22 protein-coding genes are annotated in these 22,090 nt (G+C 70.6%); 6 read left to right on the top strand and 16 right to left on the bottom strand.

Going from position 1 to position 22,090, the window contains the following annotated elements; all coding sequences use genetic code 11:
• Nucleotides 1–42 precede the first annotated feature (42 nt).
• A complete protein-coding gene (locus ACIO5E_RS18945) occupies nucleotides 43–978 on the top strand; it encodes a restriction endonuclease (RefSeq protein ID WP_400668973.1) in 936 nt (311 codons plus the stop codon).
• Between the two features lie 429 nt (nucleotides 979–1,407).
• The gene (locus ACIO5E_RS18950) at nucleotides 1,408–1,818 is read left to right on the top strand and encodes a hypothetical protein (RefSeq protein WP_400668976.1); all 411 of its coding nucleotides are present in this window, start codon (nucleotides 1,408–1,410) and stop codon (nucleotides 1,816–1,818) included.
• Nucleotides 1,819–1,980: 162 nt separating this feature from the next.
• On the opposite strand, the gene ACIO5E_RS18955 is transcribed toward ACIO5E_RS18950, so the two are convergent.
• From ACIO5E_RS18955 to ACIO5E_RS18965, 3 genes are read right to left on the bottom strand one after another with little or no spacing between them, the layout of a single operon-like run.
• Nucleotides 1,981–2,712 carry an HNH endonuclease gene (locus ACIO5E_RS18955; protein ID WP_400668979.1) on the bottom strand — a complete coding sequence of 244 codons (732 nt, stop codon included), beginning with the start codon at nucleotides 2,710–2,712 and terminating at the stop codon, nucleotides 1,981–1,983.
• A 58-nt stretch (nucleotides 2,713–2,770) separates the two neighbouring features.
• Entirely contained in the window at nucleotides 2,771–3,625 is an 855-nt protein-coding gene (locus ACIO5E_RS18960; RefSeq protein WP_400668982.1) for a hypothetical protein, read from the bottom strand.
• Between the two features lie 25 nt (nucleotides 3,626–3,650).
• Nucleotides 3,651–4,199, bottom strand: a complete 549-nt coding sequence (locus tag ACIO5E_RS18965) for a hypothetical protein (protein WP_400668985.1) — start codon at nucleotides 4,197–4,199, stop codon at nucleotides 3,651–3,653.
• 460 nt (nucleotides 4,200–4,659) lie between these two features.
• On the opposite strand from ACIO5E_RS18965, the gene ACIO5E_RS18970 reads away from it, so the two are divergent.
• Together ACIO5E_RS18970 and ACIO5E_RS18975 are read left to right on the top strand one after the other, a co-directional pair.
• The gene (locus ACIO5E_RS18970) at nucleotides 4,660–5,514 is read left to right on the top strand and encodes a hypothetical protein (protein WP_400668988.1); all 855 of its coding nucleotides are present in this window, start codon (nucleotides 4,660–4,662) and stop codon (nucleotides 5,512–5,514) included.
• Between the two features lie 83 nt (nucleotides 5,515–5,597).
• A complete protein-coding gene (locus ACIO5E_RS18975; protein ID WP_400668991.1) occupies nucleotides 5,598–5,855 on the top strand; it encodes a hypothetical protein in 258 nt (85 codons plus the stop codon).
• A 46-nt stretch (nucleotides 5,856–5,901) separates the two neighbouring features.
• Here ACIO5E_RS18975 and mobF read toward each other — a convergent pair whose 3' ends face one another.
• Nucleotides 5,902–10,926, bottom strand: coding sequence for a MobF family relaxase (gene mobF / locus ACIO5E_RS18980; RefSeq protein ID WP_400668994.1), 5,025 nt, complete (start codon nucleotides 10,924–10,926; stop codon nucleotides 5,902–5,904).
• A 315-nt stretch (nucleotides 10,927–11,241) separates the two neighbouring features.
• Between mobF and ACIO5E_RS18985 the strand changes: the two genes are divergently transcribed.
• Nucleotides 11,242–11,703: a hypothetical protein gene (locus ACIO5E_RS18985; RefSeq protein WP_400668997.1), complete on the top strand. Its 462-nt coding sequence runs from the start codon at nucleotides 11,242–11,244 to the stop codon at nucleotides 11,701–11,703.
• Between the two features lie 94 nt (nucleotides 11,704–11,797).
• On the top strand, nucleotides 11,798–12,679 hold the full coding sequence (locus ACIO5E_RS18990) for a hypothetical protein (RefSeq protein ID WP_400669000.1): 882 nt from the start codon (nucleotides 11,798–11,800) through the stop codon (nucleotides 12,677–12,679).
• A gap of 99 nt (nucleotides 12,680–12,778) precedes the next feature.
• On the opposite strand, the gene ACIO5E_RS18995 is transcribed toward ACIO5E_RS18990, so the two are convergent.
• The 12 genes from ACIO5E_RS18995 to ACIO5E_RS19050 form a co-directional block, all read right to left on the bottom strand.
• Nucleotides 12,779–13,780 carry a hypothetical protein gene (locus ACIO5E_RS18995; RefSeq protein ID WP_400669002.1) on the bottom strand — a complete coding sequence of 334 codons (1,002 nt, stop codon included), beginning with the start codon at nucleotides 13,778–13,780 and terminating at the stop codon, nucleotides 12,779–12,781.
• A gap of 188 nt (nucleotides 13,781–13,968) precedes the next feature.
• Nucleotides 13,969–15,156 carry a hypothetical protein gene (locus tag ACIO5E_RS19000; protein WP_400669005.1) on the bottom strand — a complete coding sequence of 396 codons (1,188 nt, stop codon included), beginning with the start codon at nucleotides 15,154–15,156 and terminating at the stop codon, nucleotides 13,969–13,971.
• Nucleotides 15,153–16,001 (bottom strand): phosphoadenosine phosphosulfate reductase family protein, encoded by an 849-nt coding sequence (locus tag ACIO5E_RS19005; RefSeq protein ID WP_400669006.1) that lies wholly within the window; start codon nucleotides 15,999–16,001, stop codon nucleotides 15,153–15,155. Before ACIO5E_RS19005 ends, ACIO5E_RS19000 begins: the two co-directional genes overlap by 4 nt.
• Nucleotides 15,964–16,881 (bottom strand): DUF2637 domain-containing protein, encoded by a 918-nt coding sequence (locus ACIO5E_RS19010; RefSeq protein WP_400669008.1) that lies wholly within the window; start codon nucleotides 16,879–16,881, stop codon nucleotides 15,964–15,966. The genes ACIO5E_RS19005 and ACIO5E_RS19010 overlap by 38 nt, the downstream gene beginning before the upstream one ends.
• 88 nt (nucleotides 16,882–16,969) lie before the next feature.
• A complete protein-coding gene (locus ACIO5E_RS19015; protein ID WP_400669010.1) occupies nucleotides 16,970–17,386 on the bottom strand; it encodes a hypothetical protein in 417 nt (138 codons plus the stop codon).
• 82 nt (nucleotides 17,387–17,468) lie between these two features.
• Nucleotides 17,469–17,984 (bottom strand): hypothetical protein, encoded by a 516-nt coding sequence (locus ACIO5E_RS19020; protein WP_400669013.1) that lies wholly within the window; start codon nucleotides 17,982–17,984, stop codon nucleotides 17,469–17,471.
• A gap of 146 nt (nucleotides 17,985–18,130) precedes the next feature.
• Entirely contained in the window at nucleotides 18,131–18,403 is a 273-nt protein-coding gene (locus ACIO5E_RS19025) for a hypothetical protein (protein ID WP_400669015.1), read from the bottom strand.
• Between the two features lie 80 nt (nucleotides 18,404–18,483).
• Nucleotides 18,484–19,632, bottom strand: a complete 1,149-nt coding sequence (locus tag ACIO5E_RS19030; protein WP_400669018.1) for a DUF932 domain-containing protein — start codon at nucleotides 19,630–19,632, stop codon at nucleotides 18,484–18,486.
• Between the two features lie 118 nt (nucleotides 19,633–19,750).
• A complete protein-coding gene (locus tag ACIO5E_RS19035; RefSeq protein WP_400669021.1) occupies nucleotides 19,751–20,278 on the bottom strand; it encodes a hypothetical protein in 528 nt (175 codons plus the stop codon).
• A gap of 64 nt (nucleotides 20,279–20,342) precedes the next feature.
• Entirely contained in the window at nucleotides 20,343–20,792 is a 450-nt protein-coding gene (locus ACIO5E_RS19040; RefSeq protein ID WP_400669024.1) for a hypothetical protein, read from the bottom strand.
• Nucleotides 20,793–21,278: 486 nt separating this feature from the next.
• On the bottom strand, nucleotides 21,279–21,551 hold the full coding sequence (locus ACIO5E_RS19045; RefSeq protein ID WP_400669025.1) for a hypothetical protein: 273 nt from the start codon (nucleotides 21,549–21,551) through the stop codon (nucleotides 21,279–21,281).
• Nucleotides 21,552–21,600: 49 nt separating this feature from the next.
• Nucleotides 21,601–22,023 carry a DUF2958 domain-containing protein gene (locus ACIO5E_RS19050; protein ID WP_400669028.1) on the bottom strand — a complete coding sequence of 141 codons (423 nt, stop codon included), beginning with the start codon at nucleotides 22,021–22,023 and terminating at the stop codon, nucleotides 21,601–21,603.
• Nucleotides 22,024–22,090: the final 67 nt, after the last annotated feature.

The following is a 22,090-nucleotide window of genomic DNA, read 5'->3' on the forward strand; positions in this document are numbered from 1 at the left end:
ACATTCCTGGTTGAGTACCCGTCGACTCCACCAGGGGGATGCATGTCCACGACCGAGCCCGCCATCGAGTGGGATCTCAAGCCCGGCGACCAGATAGAACGCAAGCAGCTCCACTCCAAGTTCGGAGGCCGGACCCAGGGCGGCATCGGCCCCTCCGCCAAGAGCCCCAACGTGATGATCTTCACCGAGCCGGTGGCTGGCGCGAAGCACGGCTACTACGACGACTGGATCGACGGGCTCTTCCACTACAGCGGCGAGGGCCAGTACGGCGACCAGCGGATGCTCTCCGGCAACGCCAGCATCCTCAACCACAAGGCCGAGCACCGCGCTCTCCGCGTGTTCGAGGGCGCCCGCGGAACCGTCACCTACGCCGGCGAGTTCGAAGTCGACGACACCCAGCCCTGGTACGAAGCCGATGCCCCGGAAACCAACAACGGCCCTCTGCGGAAGGTCATCGTCTTCCGGCTTCGCCCCATCGACGCCAAACCGCAAGCCCCCGCAACCAAGCTCGGCGTCTTCCTCAAGGCCAATGCCGAGCCGGTCAAGACCGTCCCGCTCGAACAGCAACTGACCGAGAAGGCGTTCGTCGACCCGAACCGCGAACCCTACGAAGCCGAGCGAAGGGAAGGAAAGCTGCTGACCGCCTTCGCCGACTACCTGCAGACCAGGAAGCACAAGGTCGACCGTCACCAGATTCGCCCCGAGGGAGAGACCCGCCCCCTCTTCACCGACCTCTACGCGGAGTCCCTGAACCTCCTCGTCGAAGCCAAGGGCAGCGTTACCCGCGAAAGCATCCGCATGGCCATCGGCCAACTCGCCGACTACTCGCGCTTCCTCCCCGTCGCCACGGCCAAGGCAATCCTCGTCCCGTCCGAGCCGCGCGAGGACCTCCTCAACCTCGCAACGAGCCAAAACTGCACCGTCATCTGGCCTCACGCCAAGACATACCTCAGCACCGACCCAACCCTCACCTTCTAACTCACCCAGGCGCAGCCCAAGCAAGCCACAACGCCGAAGGGCCAGATCGACCGGGATCACCCCGGCGAACTGGCCCTTCGTGCTGTGAGCCCCCTGTCGGGTTCGAACCGACGACCCCCGCTTTACAAGTTTTCGGCGGGCAAGCCGCTGACCTGCACAAACGTGACTGACAGGCCGTCTGACCTGCGAAAGTCACTCTCGGTGACTCTCGCAGCCTCTCCACGTTTCTCGGCCTCATGTGTGCCGATTCCGTGCTGCGAGGTAGTCGGCCCGCCTTCTGGCCGCCGCCAACTGCCTCGCTGCTCGGCCGTTCGGCCGCTGTACAAGTATCGCAGGCGCACCGCTCCCTCGCGGGCGCCGAACAGGGCTGGACGTCGCTGCGGACCTGTGGGTGGCAGCCTCCCCGACCCACCCCAACTATCACGGAACGTGACCGAGGAGCTGACCTTGCACATCGACACCATCACCCCTCAGCGGTTCGACGAACTGCTCTCGGACTCGACCATTCCTGTCGCTCACCGCGCCTTGTGGGTGCTGCTTGCGGAGGTCAAGTTCAACCTTGCGGACTTCCTTTCTCTCGACGTCCGGGACGCGACCGCCACCACGTTGTCCGCCGCTGGCATTTCGAAGACTGGGCTGACGGAGATGCGCATCCCGGAAAGTGCCTCGGTCGTTCTCCGGGAGGCCATCGGCGACCGTGTGGAGGGCGCCATCTTCACCGAAGGCGGGAAGGCCATGTCCCGAGAGGCAGCGACTCGGGCCGCACTCCAGTACGCCGGGTGCTCGATCCACGCCTTCCGAAACTCCGGCTTCGATTGGAAGTCCAGGCCAGCGGGCTGAATCGCGGCTCCCTGGTCGGCAGAACCTGTCGGCACCCCGCAGGGGCTATCGGTCTGCTGCGTCCACCAAGCAGGAAACCAGCGGCGGCGCGGGCGTCAGGGCGTGCAGAATTGGGTGACCAATGATGCTCAGCGGGACCCGGCGTGGGGTCTCCCGTCTGCGTCATGCGAACCGTTGCCGCTGACCTTCGTCAAGCTCATCCACGTAGTGCGGACGTTGCGGCATGAGCTTGACCTTCTTCCGCGCAGGGGCATTGAGCACCTCGTGGATCTCGTGTTCCAGATCCGCCCACAGAGCGGGGAGATCGTCAGTGGCCGGTTTCAGGTGCAGGAACTCAGCGGGGACGGGCATGCCCATGGTCGTACAGGCGCTCCACACGGCCGCGTTCATGATCTGGTCCGCCGCCTTCGCGACAGGGGGCGGCGATTCCGCAGCGAGGTACAGCCGTGCATGGCTTGCTTTCATGGCCGCGTCGCCCGTAGTCCGAAAGACCCGCCGACCTTCGTCGGCCCCGGCTCCTTGCTGCTTCGCCGCGCTGAAAGCACGGGCGGCATCGAGCCACATGTCGATGAACACCCGGAACTTCTGATAGGCCGCGAGGAGGTCGATGTGGTCCGGGTGTTCGGCAAGCGCGTACGGGGAGAACGGGCTCAGTCTCCCCTTGTAGTGGAGCATGGACTTCCGGTCGATATCGCCCCGGTCGAACAGCGTGTGGCAGTTCGGGCAGAGGGCGACGAGGTTCTCGAACTCGTGGCGCTTGACCGTGGCCCAGGGCCTGATGTGAGCGATCACGAGAACGGGCATGCGGCAATGCGGGATGGCGCACCGGTGGCCGGCTTCGACTCGGACCCTGCGGTCCAATTCCCTTGGAATTGCTGGGCGGTTGGCGGGCATGGCTATCAGGGTAGAGCAGTCTGCTGACACAGCGCCCCGCCCCACTGCTCGGTTACGGCTACGCCGCTGGCCAGGGCACGGAAGCGAAGACGCCGGGCGCCGCCACGACGGCCCAGCCAGCCGCTCGGGTCCACCGGAACAGGGTGTCCGGCGCGAAGTAGCTGGCGAGCCAAAGTTCGTCCACGTGCTCGGGGACGTTCGGGTTGCCGGTGGGCTGGAACGCGTTGGTGAGTGCCATGCCGATGCTCATGTGCGAGGAGTCCGCCCAGACGAACAGGATCGTGTGCAGGCCGTCGTTCTTGGCGCGCTGGAGCTTGCCGATCTTGTTCGCGGCGGTGTCGGTCAACAGGAAGGCGTCGGCGTATGGGGTGACCGCGTCGGCGGTGGCTGTGGCTGTGCCTGTGTCGAGGGTGCTGGGGATGATCCGTCCACGGACCTCCGGCCCGTCACCGACCCGCGCAACGGCCCGCAGGCCGAGGCCGCGGACCCGGGCGATGTCCTCGGGAATCGGGGCGTCGGCCGGGGCGCCGGCCTCCCACTCGCGAACACTGACCCGCTCCACGCCCCGGGACTCCAGGTCAGCGAGGAAGTCGATCAGTTCCCCCTGGGCGTCTCCGCCGACCCGGGCGTCCTGGGCGAACTCCACGAACCAGCCAGCCGCGAGCTGCGGGTACTCCGTCCCGACGTGCTTCTTGTCGATTGCAGCCCACAGCCCGACCCGCTCCCGATCGAGGCTGGAGGTGACCTCCAGCGCGTACGTCGGCTCTGCCCGGCCGGGCTCCGCGAGCAGCGCGTCGATCATGCCGGGCAGGGAGTTGTCGTCCCGGCGATCGGTCAAGGTGCCGAGGACGTGGTTGACCAGGGTCTCGGCGGCCAGTTCCTCGTGGCGGGGCGGCCTCGGGTTCTTCGACATGTCGAGGAGGGTAGTAGCTGGCGACCTACACCTCTCCACCATGGTCGACGTCGTCCAGGGTCTCCCCGAACCGCTCACGCGCCTCCTGCGCCCCGCAACCGTAGGCACGGCCGATGTACTCCCAGGTCATCATGCTGCTGCGGGCCTTGCGGCCAGCCATCAGCGCGGTCGAAGCCGCGGCGCGCTCGAAACGGTTGGCTGCACGGGCGGCGGCGTAGGGCGTGCTGTCCGTCAGGTCGCAGATCCGGTCCACCAGCATCGCGATCAGCTTCTCGACCTCGTGCGGCACCACGCCCTCGACCAGTTCGACGTGCCGCTCCCAGTCCGCGTACGGCCCGGTCGCCTCGCCCACTGCCTCGGTCGCCACATCGTCGCCGAAGTCCAGAAGGTGCCTCTGCTCACCCCGCCAGCCGCAGCTACAGCCACCGCGCACCCCGGAGGCCCGGGGGCCGTCTGCGCCGTTGTAGAGCCACCAGGTGGTCCGCCCGTCCGGCAGCGGCGCTGGCTCGCTGCCGTCTGCCAATACCGCTGCCGGGAAGCCCCGGTGGCGCCTGCTCTCGTCAACCCATGGCATGCCGTGTCCCTCACGTCCGTGGAGTACGGCACCAGAGTTCTCAGCCTGTGATGCACTGTCAAGGCTCCTTGACAACCGGTGCAAACCGCAGCTCAAGGGGGCGCGCAGCAGCCGCCGCATGCTGGCCGGGGCGCTGGGGACTGGCTCGGTGAGCCGCGAATCCAGGTGACCCGTCCCATCCGCCATCGGCGTCGGCCCCGCGATGAGGCCGCCGCAGGCCCTCCGAACCGCGCCCCGCGGGAGTTCGGTGCATCGGCGTGGCGAAGTGCTGATCGCAACGGACTCCCCTACTCTCGTCTTGGGCCCGGAGGTGGTCCACGGCTGGCCGTTCGCCCGGACGAATTGTGCTAGGGAGCCGGCGGGTGGGATGCCCAACCTCCTCGCGATTCGCCGTGCCATCAGACGACATCACCGTCTCACTTCGCGGCGCAGTCCGGGCTGTCGCCAGCGAGGATCTTCAATGCCGCATGTCAACGACCGTGCGCGCCTCAAGCAGTACTTGGCTCTCATGTCCGTGCCCCAGCATGTGCTGCGGGCGGCCGCGGTGAACGGACGGATCGAGCTGGACACCAAGGACGCCGGCCAGGAGAGGTTCCAGGCCCTTCTGTGGGACCTGCTGTTCAGCTCCGGTCGCTCTCACCCGTGGGACCACCGCGGCGGAAGGTCGTTCCGCGAGCTCGCCGGGTACTACGAGTGGATCATGCCAGCGCCGCACAAGCTGACGATTCAGGCGAGCGTGGCTCCCCGGGTAGCGCACTACTTGCTGCCGCAGACCGTGACCTATGCTGACGGCTCACATGTGCACTTCGGCATCCCGGGCCTGCGGGTCGAACGTGTCTCTGCTCGCGCCGTGCACTTGCTTCACCTGCCCACGCAGGGCCGTCTCGAACTACGCGAATCCCACCATGGCACCGTCCGGTTGATGCACTCGCGCCTGCGGTGGGAAACCGGCTCCGACGAGAGCCCGGAAAACCTCACGTTCTGGCGCACGTCGGGTCTCACGGATGCAGAGGAAAGTGCTTCCGCCCACTGGGCCCCCACTCCGTGTACGCCGTTGCGCAGTCGGCTGATGGTGCGCGCGAGCACCTGGTGGAGGCACTGGCCCCACACTGCCGAGATTGTTCCCGCGCGCCGGAGCAACACCAGCCGTTGCCTGACATGGCGAAAGGGGCCGTCCTGCGCGGAGGTGGGGGATCTCCTGGTCAACAGCGCCATCCGAATCGCCGACGCCGTCCACGTCTCCGACCCTGACGAGCTCGATGTCAGTGTGCTGAGGCTCGGGCCGGCCGCCATCGAACTGGCGCGGCCCAGCTAGCGGGCCGCCCAACCGCGTTCGGCAGCCCCCACTCGGAGGGTTCCCAGCGTGCGCTATCCAGGCGCTGCGGGCACCGTCGAGGTATGGGTGTACTGGTGCTGCTGGAGGTTCTTGAGGGATTCGACCCGGATGCGGCGGACCCCGTCTTCGTCCGGTCGGTCCACGCCGCCGCGAGCGATCCCGATGTGCCGGAGGACCCGCTGCCGACGACGCTCTGCGGCATCCGCACCGACCCGTTGGTGCACACGCACTACCGGGCTGGTTATGGGGAGCCTTGGTACCCGGCGGAGCTTGAGGACCGGCGATGCCGTGAGTGTGAGAGGGCGCTTCGCCGGGTCTGACCCCGGCATCGGGGCTGGGTGCCTCGGCCTCAACGCATCGTGATCGTCAGCGGATGCGCGGACCGCGCTGGTCCTGGCGAACCTGCGGCGGCTGCTGGACCTGCGGCTGCGGAGCGGCGGGGCGCTGAGCCGGGGCCTGAGCCTGGCGCTGTTCGACGTCGGCACTGCGGCCGGGCGCAGGCCGGGCGGTCCGGGTGGGCTGTCCGCCGCCCCGGTGCTGGAGCTGGTCGCGGTGGGCCTGGCGCTCGGCCTGGCGGCCGGCTCGGCGGCGTTCGGCAAGGGTCGGCTGACGCCGTTCCTCCGCCTGCGGCTGCTCGGGCCGGAGGGCCTCTGCGGTGAGCTGGCGGCGCTCGGCGAGCGCGGTCGTGACCTGCTCTGCGACGTTCTGCTGGCTGAGGGCGGCGTCGTCCAGGCGCGGGAGGCTGGCGAGCCAGGTGGCACCGGTGCGGGTCGCGACGGTGCGCAGAATCTCGGCCTGGTCCGCCTCGGGCAGAGCGCGGTAGACGTCGGCGGCGAGCTGGAGGCGGGCCTGCTGGTCGGTGGTCGCGAGGGTGGACTCGGCGCTCGCCGGTGCGGCGGTGATGCGTCGGGCGGCCATCGCTGCGGCGGTGGCCTGCCAGTAGGCGTCGTGGCCGGTGCGGCCTTCCTCGATGTAGGGGCCGGCGGGCTGGGCGGCGTTGTCGTCGGTGACCTTGTACTGGTCGCGGTAGGCGGCGACGAGGGCGAGCTGCTGCTGCCACTGGGCGCGCTGGGTGGGGTCGGTCGGGGCTTCGCCGAGGGTGCGGCTCCACTCCGGGCGGTTCTCCGCGGTGCGGTCGGCGAGCACCGAGAGCCGGTTGGCGACGAGGGCGGCGCTGTCGGTGAGGTACTCGTGGTGGACGGGGTTGGCCGTGGAGGAGCGCGGCACCGGGCTGATCCAGGCCGGGAGGTCAGCCCGGCCGGAGGCGGCGCGGGTGTGGGCGAGGGCCTGCTGCTGGGCGTGCTGGAGCAGTTCGGGCAGTGCGGTGCGGCCGGTCACCTCGCAGAGGGCGGTCTCCGCGGTGGTGCCGGTGTTCTCGATGGCCTTGAGGGTCCAGGCGAGGGTGCGCCAGAGCTCCGCTTCGGCGCGGTCGCCATGCTGGCCGGCGGTCGCGGGGGCCTGCGCGGCAAGGGAACGGCCGATGCGCCAGGCCAGGACCTGGCTGAGGCTGTCGGCACCGGTGAGCGGGCGGCTCTCGGCGACCTGGCGCAGCAGGGTGGCGGGTTCGTGGCCGGCGGTCTCGGCGCGGCGCAGGGCGGCGGTGAGGGCGGGCCAGGTGTTCTCGCCCAGGGCGCGGGTGGCGTGCCCGTCGCCGAGGACGGTGGCGGCGAGGGCCTGGTGGCGGAGGGCTTCGGGTGCCTGCTGGTGGTGTTCGGGGATGCCGTCGGCGGCCAGGTTGGTGCGGGCGGCGCGGGTCAGGGCGGTGACCGGGTCGCTCGCGCCGGTGGTGTGGGTGGCGGCGGTGGTGAGCAGGGTGGTGGTGTCGCGGCCGGTGCGTTCGGCGGCGGCCAGGGCCCCGGCGAGGTGGGGCCACTGCGGGTGGGCGGTGACCTTGTCGGTGGCCGTGTTGAGCGCGGTTGCGGCGGTGGCGGCGTAGCGGTTGAGGGTGTCGGCGGAGACGTGCGGGTGCGCGTCGGCGGCCTGGGTGGCGGCGGGCGCGATGCTCAGGGCGGCCGGTTCGGTGGTCGCGGCCTCGGGGTCGAAGCGGTGGACGGGCAGGCCGGTGTGCGCCGCCAACAGGGCGGCGTAGCGGGTGGTGTCGGCGGTGGTGGGTGCGTTGAGGTGGGCGGGGGCGGGGCGGTCGTCGGTGATGGTGTTCAGGCGCCAGGCGAGGGCCTGGGCCGGGGAGTCGGCGGTGGTCAGGTCACCACGCCAGGTGGCGGCGGCGAGCAGGCGCTCGGGTTGCCAGCCGCCGGCTTCGGCGTTGCGCAGGGCGCGGGTGACGGCGGTCATCGCGTCGTCGGTGGTGATCTGTTCGGCGAGGGCGGGGCCGAGGAGTCGGTGGATCAGCTGGTGGTAGTAGGGGGTGGTCAGGGTCTCGACGGCGTGCTGGTGGCGGGGCGCGAGCGTGGCCAGGGAGACGGCGTCCTCCTGGGCGTTGCGGATCGTCTCGGTGGCGGAGAGCTGGGCGCCCTCACGGCTCAGGACGCGCTCCAGGACTTCGCGGGCGGCGAAGGAGTCGGGGTCGTTCTTCGGCTGGTCGAGCTGCTCGTCGGTGTCGAAGGGGAGGAGTTCGTGGGTGGCGGTGTAGAGGGTGGTCGTGTGGCGGGCGCGGGTGAGCTGGACGTACAGCTCCTCGCGGGTGGTGTCGTCGGTGACCAGGGGGTGGGCGGTGTCGACGGTGCCGCCCTGGGAGCGGGTGATGGTGGAGGCGTAGAGCAGCTGGACGTTGGCGGCGACGTACTCGGCGGGCAGGGTGAGGCGTCCGCGGTGCTCCATGTGGCGGACCTTGAGGGAGCCGTCCTGGTGGCGCTGGAGGATCTCCCAGGCGTCGCCGTTCTTGAGGAAGTCGCGGCCCCGGTTGGTGGTGAGCTTGCGGTCGTTCTTGCGGGTGACGATCCAGTCGCCGCGTCCCGCGCGGTTGCCGTCGCGCAGCAGGACGCCGTCGGCCTCGACCTGGCCGGCGGCCACGCGGTCGTCGCGGGCGCGGGCGGACAGGGCGGTGACGTCGGTGCCGGTACGGGCGCTGATCAGGGTGGTGCGGCCCGCGAGCATGTCGGTCTTCCAGCCTTCGTAGGCGGCTTCGACCATCGCGGTGCGCGAGCCGCTGACCACCCGCTGGTTGTTGAAGTAGAAGTCCAGCGCGGCGGTGTCGCCGGTGCGGATCTTGACAGTGGCGGCAGCTTCGGCTTTGTCGCTGAACCGGTGGAGCGTGGTGAGCTCGACGGCGCCGGCTTCGGCGGCGATGAGCCGCAGCGCGCCGCCCGCTTCGACGCTGCTGAGCTGGCGGTAGTCACCGAGCAGGCGCACGCTCGCGCCGCGCTGGGCGGCGATCTTGACGAGGTTGTCCAGGTTGAGGGTGCCCGCCATCCCGGCTTCGTCCACCAGGACGACGTCGCCCGGGTTCAGGACGAAGCCGGCCCGGCTCTTGGGCACCTTCTGGCCGCTGAGCAGCTCGCCCATGTACTTGCCGCCGGTGTACTCCCAGAGGAACTTGTGGAGGTTCTCGGCGGGCTGCTTGAGGTCCTTGGCGAGGACGGCGGCGGAGGCGGCGGAGGTGGCGAGCGGGACGACGCGCTGGCCGGCCTGGTTGGCGACGTGGACGTACGCCTGCATCGCGGTGGTCTTGCCGGAGCCGGCCGGGCCGAGGCCGAGGGAGACCAACCGGGGGTCCGTGACGAACGCGGTGACGAGGGCGCGCTGGCCCTCGTCGAGTGCACGGTTTCGGGCCTCGAAGCCGTCCAGGGCGGCGCCGACGAAGGCCGGGTTCGGGCCCTCGGTGACAGGGGTGAGGGCGGCGGTGACCAGGCGGCGCTCGGCGTCCAGGATGGCGGTGCTGGTGTAGCGGGTGGAAGCGTGCTGGACGAACACGGAGTCGCCGTTGGCGCGGCGCAGTTCCTCGGGCTCGGTGAGCAGCGCGGGGGCGTCGATGCGGACGCTGTGCGCCGGGGAGATGGCCTCGGTGACGATCGCCTCGACCAGCTGCCGGTGCTCGGTGGTGCTGGTGGTGGGGTGCTCGGAGCGGGCCAGGCGCTCGGCGTGGGCGCGCAGGTTCCACACCGTCCACACCGCGCGCTCCTCACCGACAGCGGAGATCACGGCGGCGGCGAGAGTGGGGATCTCGACCGGCTTCGGCTCCTCCTGCTGGGTGGTGGCCGGGGTGCTTTCAGGCGCGGGGACGGCCGCCATCACGCGGTGGACGATGTCCTGGCCGTGGGCGGTGGTGACGGTGTGGGTCCAGTCGGCGCGCATCTCTTCGAGGGAGCGGGCGGCCTTCTTGCCCTCGCGGGTGTCCAGGTTCGCCTGGCGGGCGAGCTGGTGGGTCATGCCGCGGGAGGGGTCGTGCCCGTGCTCGCGCCGGTACTCCCGAAGGAGTTGCTCGTAGCGAGCTTCGATCTCGGTCCGGCGGGAGGAGAAGTGGGTGATCGCCTCGACGGGGACGCCGACGATCTCGCGCACCGGCTGGCGCTTGGTGGCGGAGTCCTCGCGGGCCTCGAAGGTGACGCCGAGACGGGCGGTCAGCTCGGTCTCGAACCGCGAGTTGTAGAACTCGGAGGTGGCCACGGTCATCGCCAGCAGGCCGCGGGCGTCGAGCGAACGCCACTTCCCGTCGACGCCCTGGATCTTGTTGGCGACGACAAGGTGCGTGTGCAGGTTGGGGTCGCCGGCCCGGCTGTCGTAGTGGTCGAAGGCGACGGCGACCAGGCCCTTGGTGTCGATCTGGGCCTGGCCGGTGCTGCCGGTGCGGGTGTACGCGGCGTGCTCCTCCAGCAGCTCCAGCGCGGCGTCGCGGGCGGCCTCGTGGGCCTCGCGGACGGCGGCGCGGACCTCGGGGCGCTCGTCCAGTGCCCACAGGACCGCGGCGGACTTGACCGGGGCGAAGACCAGGTCGAACCCGGCGACGGCGGCGCGCTGACGACGGGACTCCTCGTGCTGGACCTTCTTGATCTCGGCACTCGTGGGCGCCCGCCGGGCTTCCTTCTCGATGACGGCCAGGCGCCGCTCGACGCGCTCGGCGAACGGGTCGAGGGGCTCGTACTCGGGGTACTTGCGGCCGAGGGTGGCGGCCTTGATCGCTGCGGTGCGGACGGCCTGGAGCTGGTCGTCGTCCATGTCGGCGCGCACGTTGGCGGCCAGGTGCTCGTCGATGATGCGCTGGGCGTCGGGGTGCTGGCCGAGGCCGAACAGGTGCTTCATCTGCTGCTCGGTGACGGTGGTCCCGTCGAGTTCGAGCAGGGGGGCGCCGCGGCCGAGCCAGACGCCCGCCGGGTTGCCCTTCTGGGTGTAGTACTCCTCGGCGGACTGACCCCGCTGACGCTGTACGTCGCCGCCCGCGACCTGGCGCGTCAGGTAGGTGTAGCCGTTGCCGGCGGTGAGCTTGTGGATGGTCATCAACGCGACCACCCCCAGCTTTCCGGAACCTGGATGAGGGTAAGTGCGACGGCTATTCGAGCCGCCGATTCACCTGCCTCATCAAATGCCATGCGAGTACTTTAGCCCCGCGCAGCGGACCATGCTCAGAATATCTGCAAGAGGTGTCTGGATGACATGATGGCGCTGGCATATAGCCAGGTCAGAGCGCTTACTGGGGCGGATTTGTGACGTGGGCCTCGGTTTCTCTATCGGCCCTTCTCGACGTTTATCGACGTTTATCGAGAGGGATTCAAAGGGGTTTGCGACTTCGGATTTTTCAGCTATGTTCGATGCATGAGCGGAAGAATTTCGGCGTCGCGGGCCAGCGCGGTCCGGGCGGCACAGCAGGCGAAGGCAGCGCGGGATGCGGAGCGTCTCCGGCGCGAGCGGCAGGTGGAGTCGGCGTTGATCGACTTCTACGAGCAGACGGGGAGGGCGGAGCATCTGCGGGTGGCCGCGCGGTCTCGGGCGGAGAAGATCCTGGCGGACGCGGAAGTGGCTGCGGTGGAGCCGGAGCGGCGGGCGCGGGAGGCGGTGGCAGCGCTCGCTGATCTGGGTGAGCCGCGCGATCAGATCGCGGAGCTGACCGGGTTGTCGCTGACGGACGTACGGACAGTCCTGGCGGAGGTCAGCGGGGCTGGGAGGCCGCGCGGCGACGGTCGCAGTGTCGAAGCGGTTACGGCTGCGGGGCCCGGCCCGGGAAGCACAGCGGCTGGCTCCGACGGCGCCGTGGGCGGTGAGCCGCTGCGGGGGTGACGGGTAGGTGCCGGTGTCCTTCGTCACTGCTTCGGCTGCGGGCAGCGTGAGACGATGCGGTGGTATTCGAACTATTGCTTGGGGCATGTCACGGATGAGTCAGAACCCTGATCAGTGGGTCCAGTGGATCGGGCTGACGCTCGGCGCTGTGATCGCACTCGGCTCGCTGGTCCGGTCCGCCGTGAACGGCTTGATGGGGCGGCGGGACACTTCTCCGATCCGCGGCCTCCTCATGGGAGTGGGTGTCGCCGCGTGCCCGGCGCTGGTGCTGAACGTACTCCCGGCCCTGTGGGCCGCGGCAATCGGCTCGCCACAGGCAGAGCCGGTGGCGACGGACAGCGGCTTCGGGGTGCCATGGGGCATCGTCGGTTGGGTGGCGGGCGCAGTCGCGGCTGTTGCCGGGGCGGGCGTGGTCACCCTGGCGGTGAGGAAGCGCCGGGCGGCCGGCCGGGCCGCGCGGCTGCGGCGTCAGCGCATCGAGGATCGGCACGATCTTGTGTTGGAGCAGTACGGCGCCTTCACCTCCGACATCCTGGCGGTGCTGGAGCGTCCGCTGCTGACGGATACCTCTGTGCGGGAGACCGCCGATCTGGTACACGCGCTCGCTGCGGCGTCCGACGCCCGCACCGCCGGTTCGGACGGTGCCGCAGAGTACGGGCGAGCGGTGACGGCACTGGAGATCGCCTGGCAGGTCGCTGATCGCCACGCTCGCAAGGTCGGAACGGGCCGGCTGCCGGAGGGGGAGCGCGCGGCGGTTGCGCAGGCTCAGCGCCTGCTGCGCACCGCGCTGGGCGAGGGGGCGTCCGACGCCGAGCGTCAGACCGCCTACCGTCGCGCCGTGGGGTTCCTGGAGGGGATCGTGGCCATCCCCCGGGAGGCGACTGCTGCGATCGAGGGAGGGGCCAGGCACCACATGCTCCTCAAGTCCTACCCGGAGCCCGTCGGTACGGGCAGCAGCGGCGTTGCCCCGAGCTAGTCGAGCGTGATCCCGTGCGTTGGCGCAGGGCCGGGAGGGAGACAACGGCGCTGCCGACCGAGAGCTGGTCGGCAGCGCCGTCGTGGTGTTCGGCGATCGCTACTCGGGGGCCTGGGGGTTCCAGAAGGCGTCGAAGACGCGGGGGTCGTAGCGCTTGCCGTCCTCGGTGTCGGTCGGGTGCGGCACGGGCTGGCCGGCTTCCTGGGCGCGGGCAATGCGCTTGCTGATCGCGCTGATGCTGACGCCGTAGTACTTGGCCAGCTCGGTCGCGGAACGGGGTGGTCCGGCGAGCCAAGCGCGGTGTTCGACGCTGCCCTCCTCGTCGTAGCCGAACTTGTGCAGCACGGCGCGCTGCTCTGCGGTCGGTTTCCCGGTGGCGGGCAGGTAACCGAGCTCGACCAAGACGGCGGTCGGCTCGGCGCCGAGCGGGCCGGAGGCCGGAAGGTAGCCGAGCTGCCACAGCAGCGGCAGCAGGGCGTCGGCCGGCCACACCCGGCGTCGGCCGACCTTGGTGCTGAGCTCGGCGATCTCGGGCCTGCGCACCAGGGTCTTCACGGCCTCTTTGCTCTTGCCGGTCAGGCGCTCGATCATGGCGGTGGTCAGCTTGTCGAGCACCGGCTGGGTGGCGGGCTCGGCAGCGGGGGTGGGCGGCTGGACCGTTCCGCGGGGGCCGGTGCGGCTGGACCGTCGGCCGAGCCAGGCTTTGACCTCGCCCCAGCTGTAGGTACCGAGCGGATCGGCGGCGGGGAACGGGTCGGCGCTGGTGCGGTAGGTGGAGGGCATGCGGCTGACGGTCTCGCGCGGTCTGCCGGTGCGGCCCGCGATCTCGGTGAGGGTGACGCGGTCGGCGTCGTCGCCCGGCAGTTCCTCCGCGTTGACGCGGGCGGCCTGGTTGTCGCGCATCCACGCGGCGACGGCCTCGCGCGGGTACCGCTGCTCGCGGTGGTCGCCGGACTCTTCGGAGGCCGGCCACTGCGGGTCCTTGGCGAGGCGGCGGACGGTGGACTCGGACAGCCCGGTCGCGTTGCTGATGTCGGCGACGCTGAGACTGTCCGCGGTGGCGGTGTCCAGCCGTTCGGCGAGCGTCGGGGCGGGGGCCACAGGAGTCTCCTTGGGGTGGTTGTTCAAGGGGGAGGACCCTCCCCGGCTCGACATGGACTAATCTACCGGCGCGGAGTAGCGGTCTTTCGGGATCGGTCTTCGTGGGAGGGGGCCAGCGGCTTGCCCAGCCGGTCCATCGAGGCCGGCACGGCTTCGGCCGTGCTGCTGGCCCCCGTCTTGCATTCCGCTCACGCCGCGAGCGCGACCGGGGGTACGAGATCGGCCTGGTGGTGCAGTCGTTCCCACCACGCCGCGAACGCCGGCCGTTCCTTGTCGGCCACCCCTGCCGGTGCCAGGGCCAGGGTCATCTCGATCGCGGGGAACCCGCCGGTGCGAGGAATGATCTCGGCCCTGCTGATCCCGTACTCGTCGGTGACGGCTCCGCCAGCGGCCATGGCCGCCAGCGCGGTGGCGGCGTCGGTCCGGCTGCCGGTGAACACCGTGCGCACACTTCGCCAAGCGGCACCCTTGGCGGTGGGGTCGTGGCGTCGGGGGTGGATGATCCGCCGGACCTCGTAGACGCTCCAGTGCTGCCGCCGAAGGTGGTGCTCGAACGCGGCGAGGACGTCGACCAGGCCGTGGGAGCGGGCGAGGTCCTGGGCGGCGACGGTGCCGTAGAGCTTCGAGCGCGGGTTGAGGGCCATCGCGGTGTACTCCAGGGCGAGGGCCTGGGCTCCGATGTCCGGCTCCGCCCGCCAGCGCTCGACCAGTTCGGCTCTCCCGCGTCGCCCGGCGGAGAACGGGCAGTACCCGCACGCGGACCGCATCCACGGCTCGCCGAAGCGGTCGAGCAGGTACTGCTCGCACCGGTGGCGGTCCCACCCCCAGTCGTTGATCAGCGGGTACTCGGGGATGCGGCCGATGGCGGTGAAGCCCTCGTCCCGCTCCGCTCGGCGCAGTTCCTCGCCGGCGAAGCCGAGGACGTGCCGGAAGGGGCTCCCCTGGAACTCGTCGCCCAGCCACCCGTCGAGCACGTCTCCCTTCGCGTGCAAGCTGCACAGCCGACGCTTGGCGGCGATCTGCGGGACGGTGCCGCTGGTGCGGAGTTCGTCGCTCAACCGCCACGGTCCGCGGGTGATCAGGCGGCGCGGGCTGCGGGAGTCGTCCAGCACGGTGTACCCGCCGCGCTGGCTGGTCCGGCTGAGCTGGACGAACCGCACGCCGTTGTCGCGCATCAGAGGCAGAAGGTGCTGCTCGACCAGGCGCCGGGTGACGTCCGGCTCGTCGCCCGTCATCGCGGTCAGCACGGTCAACCGGTCGAGCGGGAAGTCCCGGCTGGCCGGCTCGGTGAGCCACCGGGCGGCGACGGCGCCGCTGTCGACTCCCATGCCGAAACTGAGCACCACCTGGAGGGCCGCCGAGTCGGTACGGGTCATGCGGCACACACCCCCGTACGGTGCGGAAGCGTACGGAGCGCAGCTCCGCACGGGCGCAGGGCCCGTACGGGGCCCGGGTCCTCACGCTCGGCAGCGGTGATGATCTCGGCCATCGGCAGGTCACGGCGGAACGGTACGCCGATCTCTTCTTCCACCAGGGCGTAGTCGAGTGCGGTGTCGGGCGCCATTCGTGCGGCGGTGATGAGGGCCTTGCGTCCGGCGAACGGGCACAGGCGGCAGCTCAGGCGGCCGAGCTGCTGGTAGACGGGGTGGGGCGGGATTCCGCTGGCCCGTACGGTCTTCCACACGTCGGTGGTGTTGAGCTGGTGGATGGGCAGCCAGGTGGTGACCTGGCGTCGGCCGGAGCTGGCCGCGCGGTCCAGGGCGACGGTGGGGCGGCGTGATCGGACGGTGCTCTCGGCGGCGCGCAGTCCGAGCGCGGTGACGATGCGGGCGGGCCGGCCGATGATGCCGAGCTCGTTGGTCAGCTCGGTGTAGAACTTCCGGGCGACGTCACGCTTGAGGTAGCTGCGGCAGAAAGGGGTGCTGGGCCCGGGCCAGCGGCCCCGGTCGCGAACCAGGTCGAGGAGTCCGCCGCGCTCGCGGCGGCGGACCTCGAAGCGGAGTCCGTATGCGGCGGCCTGCTGGGCGGCGAGGGCGGGCACACCGTCCCACTCCGCGTCGCCGAGGTCGAGGTGGAGGACGACGGTGCGCTTCAACAGGTCCTTGGGGGCGGTGGTGGCCCACAGGTGGAGGCTCGCGGCGGAGTCCTTGCCGCCGCTGTTGTTCCACACGACGGTGTCGGCGTCATGCAGCTGCGGCGGTATGTGGAGGGTGGTGCTCATGTGCGGGTTCCTCGTACGGGTTCGGGGCGGGTCGGGAGGTGGGTGAGAGGGGCCGGTCGTCGGCGTCCTCGGCTGTACGGATCGGGGCGCGGGAGCGCAGGTCTCCCGTGTGGACGGGGGGCTCTTGCGCGGGGCCGGGCTCCGTACGGCCGTGGAGCGTGCGGGCGTCGGCCACCCGCTTCTCGCACCACGACCGGCTGTAGCCGGTGCTGGTGGTCAGCTCGTCGTAGTCGGGGCGCCAGTCGGGGTCGGCGCGCATCGCGGCGAGCAGGTCGGTGATGACGCGCAGCTTGCTCGGCCGCTCCGTCGGCGGCTCGGTGGCCGGCTGCTCGTCGGGTTCATCGGCTTCGGCGTCGTCGGCCGCGTCGACAGGGTCGTCTGCGTGGGACTGGTCGTCCGGCTCCGCCGGGAGCTTGGCGGGCGGTGGCGGGTCGGCGGCGACGTCCTGGTGCTCGTGGGTGTCTGCGTCGGCGGGCAGGGACGGTGCGGCGCCGGGCGGCCGGCCGGAGGGACGGGACTCGATGATTCCGGCGGCGGCGAGGAACGCCAGGCTGGGCCAGGCGGCCATCACGTATCCCCACGGGGTGGGCCGGGCGACGGCGAGGTTGGCGGCTAGGCTCATCGCCACGCCGAGCACCAGGACCCCGCGGGGCCAGCGGGCCGGCTGCCGGGCGCGCTTGCGGCGGCGGATCTCGGCGACGGCGCCGAGCGCCATCAGTTCGACGGACACGGCGATGGCGTAGGCCACCCATCCGGTCTGGCCGGCTTCGGTGGCGGTCTGCACAACGTGGGTGAAGCTGACGGCGAACGCGCAGACGCCGAGGATGCCGACGGTGAGGTCCGCGGTGAGTGCGTCTCTGTCGGTGGAGGTCGGGGTCACGATCTTGTTCTCTCGGGTTTCGTGGGCAGGTACGGCCCGGTTGCCCTCCGGGCCACACCCGTTGATCAGTTCGGGTTGGAGCGGGCCGTCAGTGCGCGATCAGGTGCTGGCGACGCGCTTCGTCCACGTAGCCCTTGCCGGTGTCCTTGACCGACCACTCGCCGCAGCTGCACTGGGCCTGGGAGTAGGCGCGTCCGGAGCATCCCTGGGTGAGGGGCTTGCCGGAGGTGGTGTGCCGGTGCTCGGGCGGGCACGCGCTGCCGTCGGCGTGGTGGTCGGTGCGCGGTGCGCGGAAGCGGGCGGCGGGGGTGCTCGTCTTCATCGGCCGGGCCGGGAACGGGACGGTCACCCGTTCGAGGTCCTCACGGCTGGAGGCTTCCTGCTGGGCGTCCCACTCGGCCTCGACGATGCGTTCCGCCTCCGCCTGGGCCGCCTCGGGGGTGGGTGCGAGCACGGGCACCACGTGGACGGTGATGACGTCGATGGGAACGATGAACTTGGGCATGCTGGTGTCTCCTGTCGGTGAACGGGGCGAGGTCTGATCAACCTCGGTGCGGTCCGGGCGTCCCGGGCCGCGCCGGGACGGGTCAGGCCGCGGAGCCGCCGGCCAGGTGCTCCCAGCAGTTGCCGTTCCAGAACTGGGTCGCGGCACCGGCGGTGAGCGGCAGCCCGAGGGCGGCGTGCGCGCGGCGGCGGTCGTCCGCGGTGGCGGGCATCGGGATGGTGCCGCTGATGGTGACGGTGCCGTCGCGGCCGACTTCGCGGAGCAGGGTGCGGCCCTGGAGGGCCTGTGCGCGCAGTGAGCGGCTGACGTTGAACTCCTCGATCAGCAGGTCGAGCAGCAGGGAGAGGCTGACGGGCTGGCCGTCGAGTCGGCAGGCGTCGGCGAAGCGGGCGAAGTCGGCCAGGTCGAAGTCGCCGTGGGGAACGAACTCCGTGGCGTCCCCGTCGCCGTAGTTCTGGGCGCTGCCGATCTTGCGGCCTCCGTGGCTGAGGACGGCCAGGAACGGGGTCGCCCGGAGCAGCGTCAGCTCCTGGCAGCTGGTGACCTCGTAGCGGGGCTGGTCTGGGGTCTGGAGCCGGGTGTGGGGCAGGGTCGGCACGTGGTTCTCCTGGTGGTGCGGGAAGGGGTGAAGGTGGGCAGCAGGCGGCGCCGCGCGGGGTTGGGCCGTGGTGCGGGGTCGATCCCCGCAGCTCGGCGCTCCCGGCCGGGGCCGCCCAGCTTCGCGCTGGGCGGCCGGTGGTTCGGTCAGCCGGGCTGGTCCGCCTCGGCGACGGTGTCTGTCAGCTCGCGGGCGACGGCTTCGATGCCGATGGTCACCCGGTGGAGTTGGTCGCGGGCCTTGGCCGCGCGGTCGGCGCAGAGCGTGTAGTAGCTCTCCTCCTCGTCGGGGTCGACGGGGAAGTCTTGGCGGTTCGGGTCGTAGGACGGCAGCTCTGTGCGGAACTTGTCCTCCCACTCCTCTTCGAAGGTGGTGACGTCGGCTACGAGGTTGCGAAGGCGTTCAACGGCGGTGTTCAACGGGCGTCCCGGTTCTCGCGGTGTGCTGGTGGCGGCCTGTGGCGGGCCGCCCGGCCCTGGTGGGCCAGGCGGCGAGTCGGTCACAGGGAGGCGGCCAGCTCCATGGCGCGAATGCCGAGTGCTTCGAACTCGTGGGCGTCGTCGGCGTCGGGGAGGGTCTGGGCGACGGAGGTGACGGCGTGCATCACGCCACCGGCAGACAGGTCTCCGCCCTGGATGAAGTGGGCGAAGATGTCGGCCCGGCGCTCCTCGGTGAACTTGAGCCGCTGGGCCACGGTGGTGATGGTGGCTTCCGGGTTCTTGATCCGGGCGGCGGCGGTCTCCTGGATCGACCGCAGCTGTCGGACGACGTAGTCATGATCAAGGAAGGTGCTGACGGCGTCGGTGGTCCTGGCGGTCACCAATTCGAGGGTCTTCAGCCGAGTGTTGTCACTCCACCGGATCACCCCGTCTTCCTGGCGTCCGCCGACGTGCACCGACCGCATGACGTCCTTGGTGATCACCATCCCGTTGTCGCAGACCTGGACGACCAGCCGGGGCACGATAGTGAACGCCCCGCACCCGGTTTCGGAGTTGCTGATCTCGAATCCGGCGGAAACGACCGGGTTGTCCGCACCGCGCGCGCCGCTGAACGGACTCCGGTAGTCCCGCAAGAGCTCCGGTGCGTAGGCACGGACCTGCGGGGCAGTGATCTTGACGTACATCTTCCGGTCGGTGAGATCGCACTTGTCCAGCCGGACCTCGACACCGGCGTCCCGCACACCCTGGAGGGCAGCGGTCAGGATGTCCAGATTGTCGATGATCCGGTAGCTGGGGCTGAGGAAGGCGCGGGCCATGCCGGTGTCCTCGCCCGGGGCCGGGTTCAGCGTGCGGACCATGAACGACTTGTCGGCGCGGCTCTCGTGGCTGAGCCATCCGTTGACGTTGGCGTCCCACAGGTGCGGGGCCTCGGTCCGGGTCTTCCGCAGGTAGCCGACCGGAATGCCGAGCTTCTCGGCGACGCCGGATTCGCACACGTCGGTGAGCCGGTACTCCGCGACCTTACGGGTGACTCCGTCCGGGGTGAGGTCGTAGTCCGCTCCCTCGATGATCAGTCGGCCACCCTCGGCCCGGATGTTCTGGACGGGGGCGACGACGTCGGTCTTGCGGGGGTGCTGCTCGCGGAGATTGCCCACGATCTCGGAAAGGCTCGCGTTGCGGGTGGAGGTCCTGGCCAGGGTGATGGTCATGTGTGAAGTCCTTCGCACGTGTTCGTCTGTCGTGGGTGCCGGCCGGGGTTGCCCTCCCCGCCCAACAAGAACAATTTTGCCTCATTAAGGGTTTATTGTCAACCCCGTGGGCATGGGTTCACCAGGTCATGGCGTTCACCTCGTCCGACATCGCACGAAAGTGCGGCACGGTGACGGCGACCGCCCAGCGGCGGGCGCGGGCGGCGGTGGCCCCGCTGGCCGCGCCCCACGCAGCGGCGGCGGACAGGCCCGGCCGGACGGGCAGTTCGGGGCTGATCACGAAGTGCGCGCCGGGAAGGTAGGCGTCACGCCAGGCAAGGCCGATGGTGTGGAGCGCCAGCACGAACGACCAGCGCAGTTGTCGCCGGGGGGTGAATCCGCCTTCGGACAGAGCAGCAGCCACGTTGGCATGAGCGGCGGCCAGGAAGGCGTCGAGCTCGACCAGCGCTCGGCACGCCTGCTGCCAGTCGGCGACGGAGAGAGTCGGCACCGGCGGGAGCGCGGCCAACTCGGCCGGGGCGACTTCCCGGACGACGGCGGCGGCGGCGTCGAACTTCTCGCCGATGCCACCGAGGGTCGCGAGCACTTCGCGAGAGCGGGCGGGGCGGGCCGTCTCGGAATCGTGGTGGACGTCGATGATCTTCAAGGGGCGTCTCCCAGGAGTGCGGGGCCCGGCCCGGCGGTCCGCCGGGCCGGGGGTGGGCAATGGATCACCGGAGGCCGGCTGCCCAGAGCAGACCCGCGAAGCTGCGGGCGATGTCGGCGACGTCGTCCCGCCCCCTGGTCCACGCCGGAACCTGGTCACTGCGGACCTGGGAGTCGGGGTCGGCCCACATCGGCCCCCGGAACAGGGCGTACTCCTCGCTCGGCGCGGGGATGCGCAGCTCCCACGTGCCGAGTTCCTCGCACATGACCTGGACCGCGTAGGTGCGGGCGTCGTGAACGATCACGACGGTGCGGGGTGCGCGGGGGATGCCGAGTTCGGTGAGCCGGTGGTCGAGATCGACCGCGACGGCGAGGCGCTCGGCGTAGGGGAGTTCCGCGATCGCGTCGGGGGTGAGCCAGCACCAGGCGCAGCCCGACCCTCCGCTGTGGCCGCACTCGGCCTGCTTGGCCGCGTTGATCTCTTCGAGTCGGGCGCGGTCGAGAGTGATCGTCATGCGATGACGCCTTTCGTTCGGTCCATCGTGGGTGTCGGTCGGGGTTGCCCTCCCCTCCCAACAAGAACAATATTACCTCATAGAGGGTTTCTCGTCAAGCCCTAGGGCATGGAAGCGCGCGCCGGTCGGACGACTGACGAACCGTCAGATCCACGGGCGCACCTCCCCGTCCCCCGACAGCTGCCTGGGGTCCGGGGCAAAGAGGCCGTCCGGGTCAAGGGTCGGCGAAGCCGGTGGCGTGCCACGCGACCGAAGGGAGCGCCCTTGAGGCGGGCGGCCGGCTCCGGATACTGGGCCGCCGAGGGGGGCCGGGGGAACCGCGCAGCGGGGCACCCGGACCAGAAAAGGGCGCCGCGCCGAAGGCGCGACCGCTACCACCGCCGAAGGCGGCCAGCGGCGACAGCCGCCCCAACAACACCGCCGCGCCGCAGGCGCGACCACCCCTCCGGCCCCGGCCCCGGCGATTGCCGGGGCCGGGGGTCGGCCTCAGTAGGAGTTGGCGAGCCGCTCGTACGCGGCTCCTTCGCGGTAGCGGCGGTACGCCTGGTGAACGAACTCTTCCCGGTCACCCGTGACACCGACGGCGTCGGCCAGGTGGAGCGCGGAGGTGATCAGGTCGGCGATGATCGCGGCCGTGCCTTCGGCATCGGCGGGCTCGTACCGGTAGGCGGCGGGGTCGGCCGCGATGAAGGCCCGGAGGGCGACCAGCGCGACGTCGGCGGAGTCGTCGGCGCGGCGCTCGATGGTGAGGACGGTCATGTTCGGCTCCCTGTTGCTGCGGGTGGGTGGGCGGCTTGGGGCGCCGGTTCTACGAGGCTATGGCCGGAATGTCGGCCGCGCGGGTGGGGGTGAAGTCCAGGTCTCGTTCGACCATGATGGGCAGGCTCAGGACCCCCGGTCGCAGGGCGGGGGCGAGGTAGAGCTCCTCCAGTTCCACCAGGTGGATGTAACCCCACTCGCCCTCGGGGTAGTTGACCCTGGCCCAGCCGAAGGCCAGGCCGCTGGCCGGGTCCACCTCGGCGATGTACCAGTCCGAGCCGCCGGTGAAGTAGTGGACGTGGAGCGTCTTCTGCGCGTTGGGCTGCTCTTCGGTCGCGTAGAGCGCGGGGATCTTCTCCAGGTCGGCGAAGGGCGGGTAGAACTCGTGCCCGCGCGCGTGGCGGTTCTGCTCGGGCATCGCCCCCCAGGCCCAGCTCGCCGGTTCGACGTTCGCGCTGTGCAGTTCGGTCATGTTCGGCCTCTCGGTTCGCGCTTCGTGGGTGTCGGTCGGGGTTGCCCTCCCCTCCCAACAAGGACAA

The organism is Kitasatospora sp. NPDC087314 (genome assembly GCF_044744365.1).
GTDB lineage: Bacteria > Actinomycetota > Actinomycetes > Streptomycetales > Streptomycetaceae > Kitasatospora.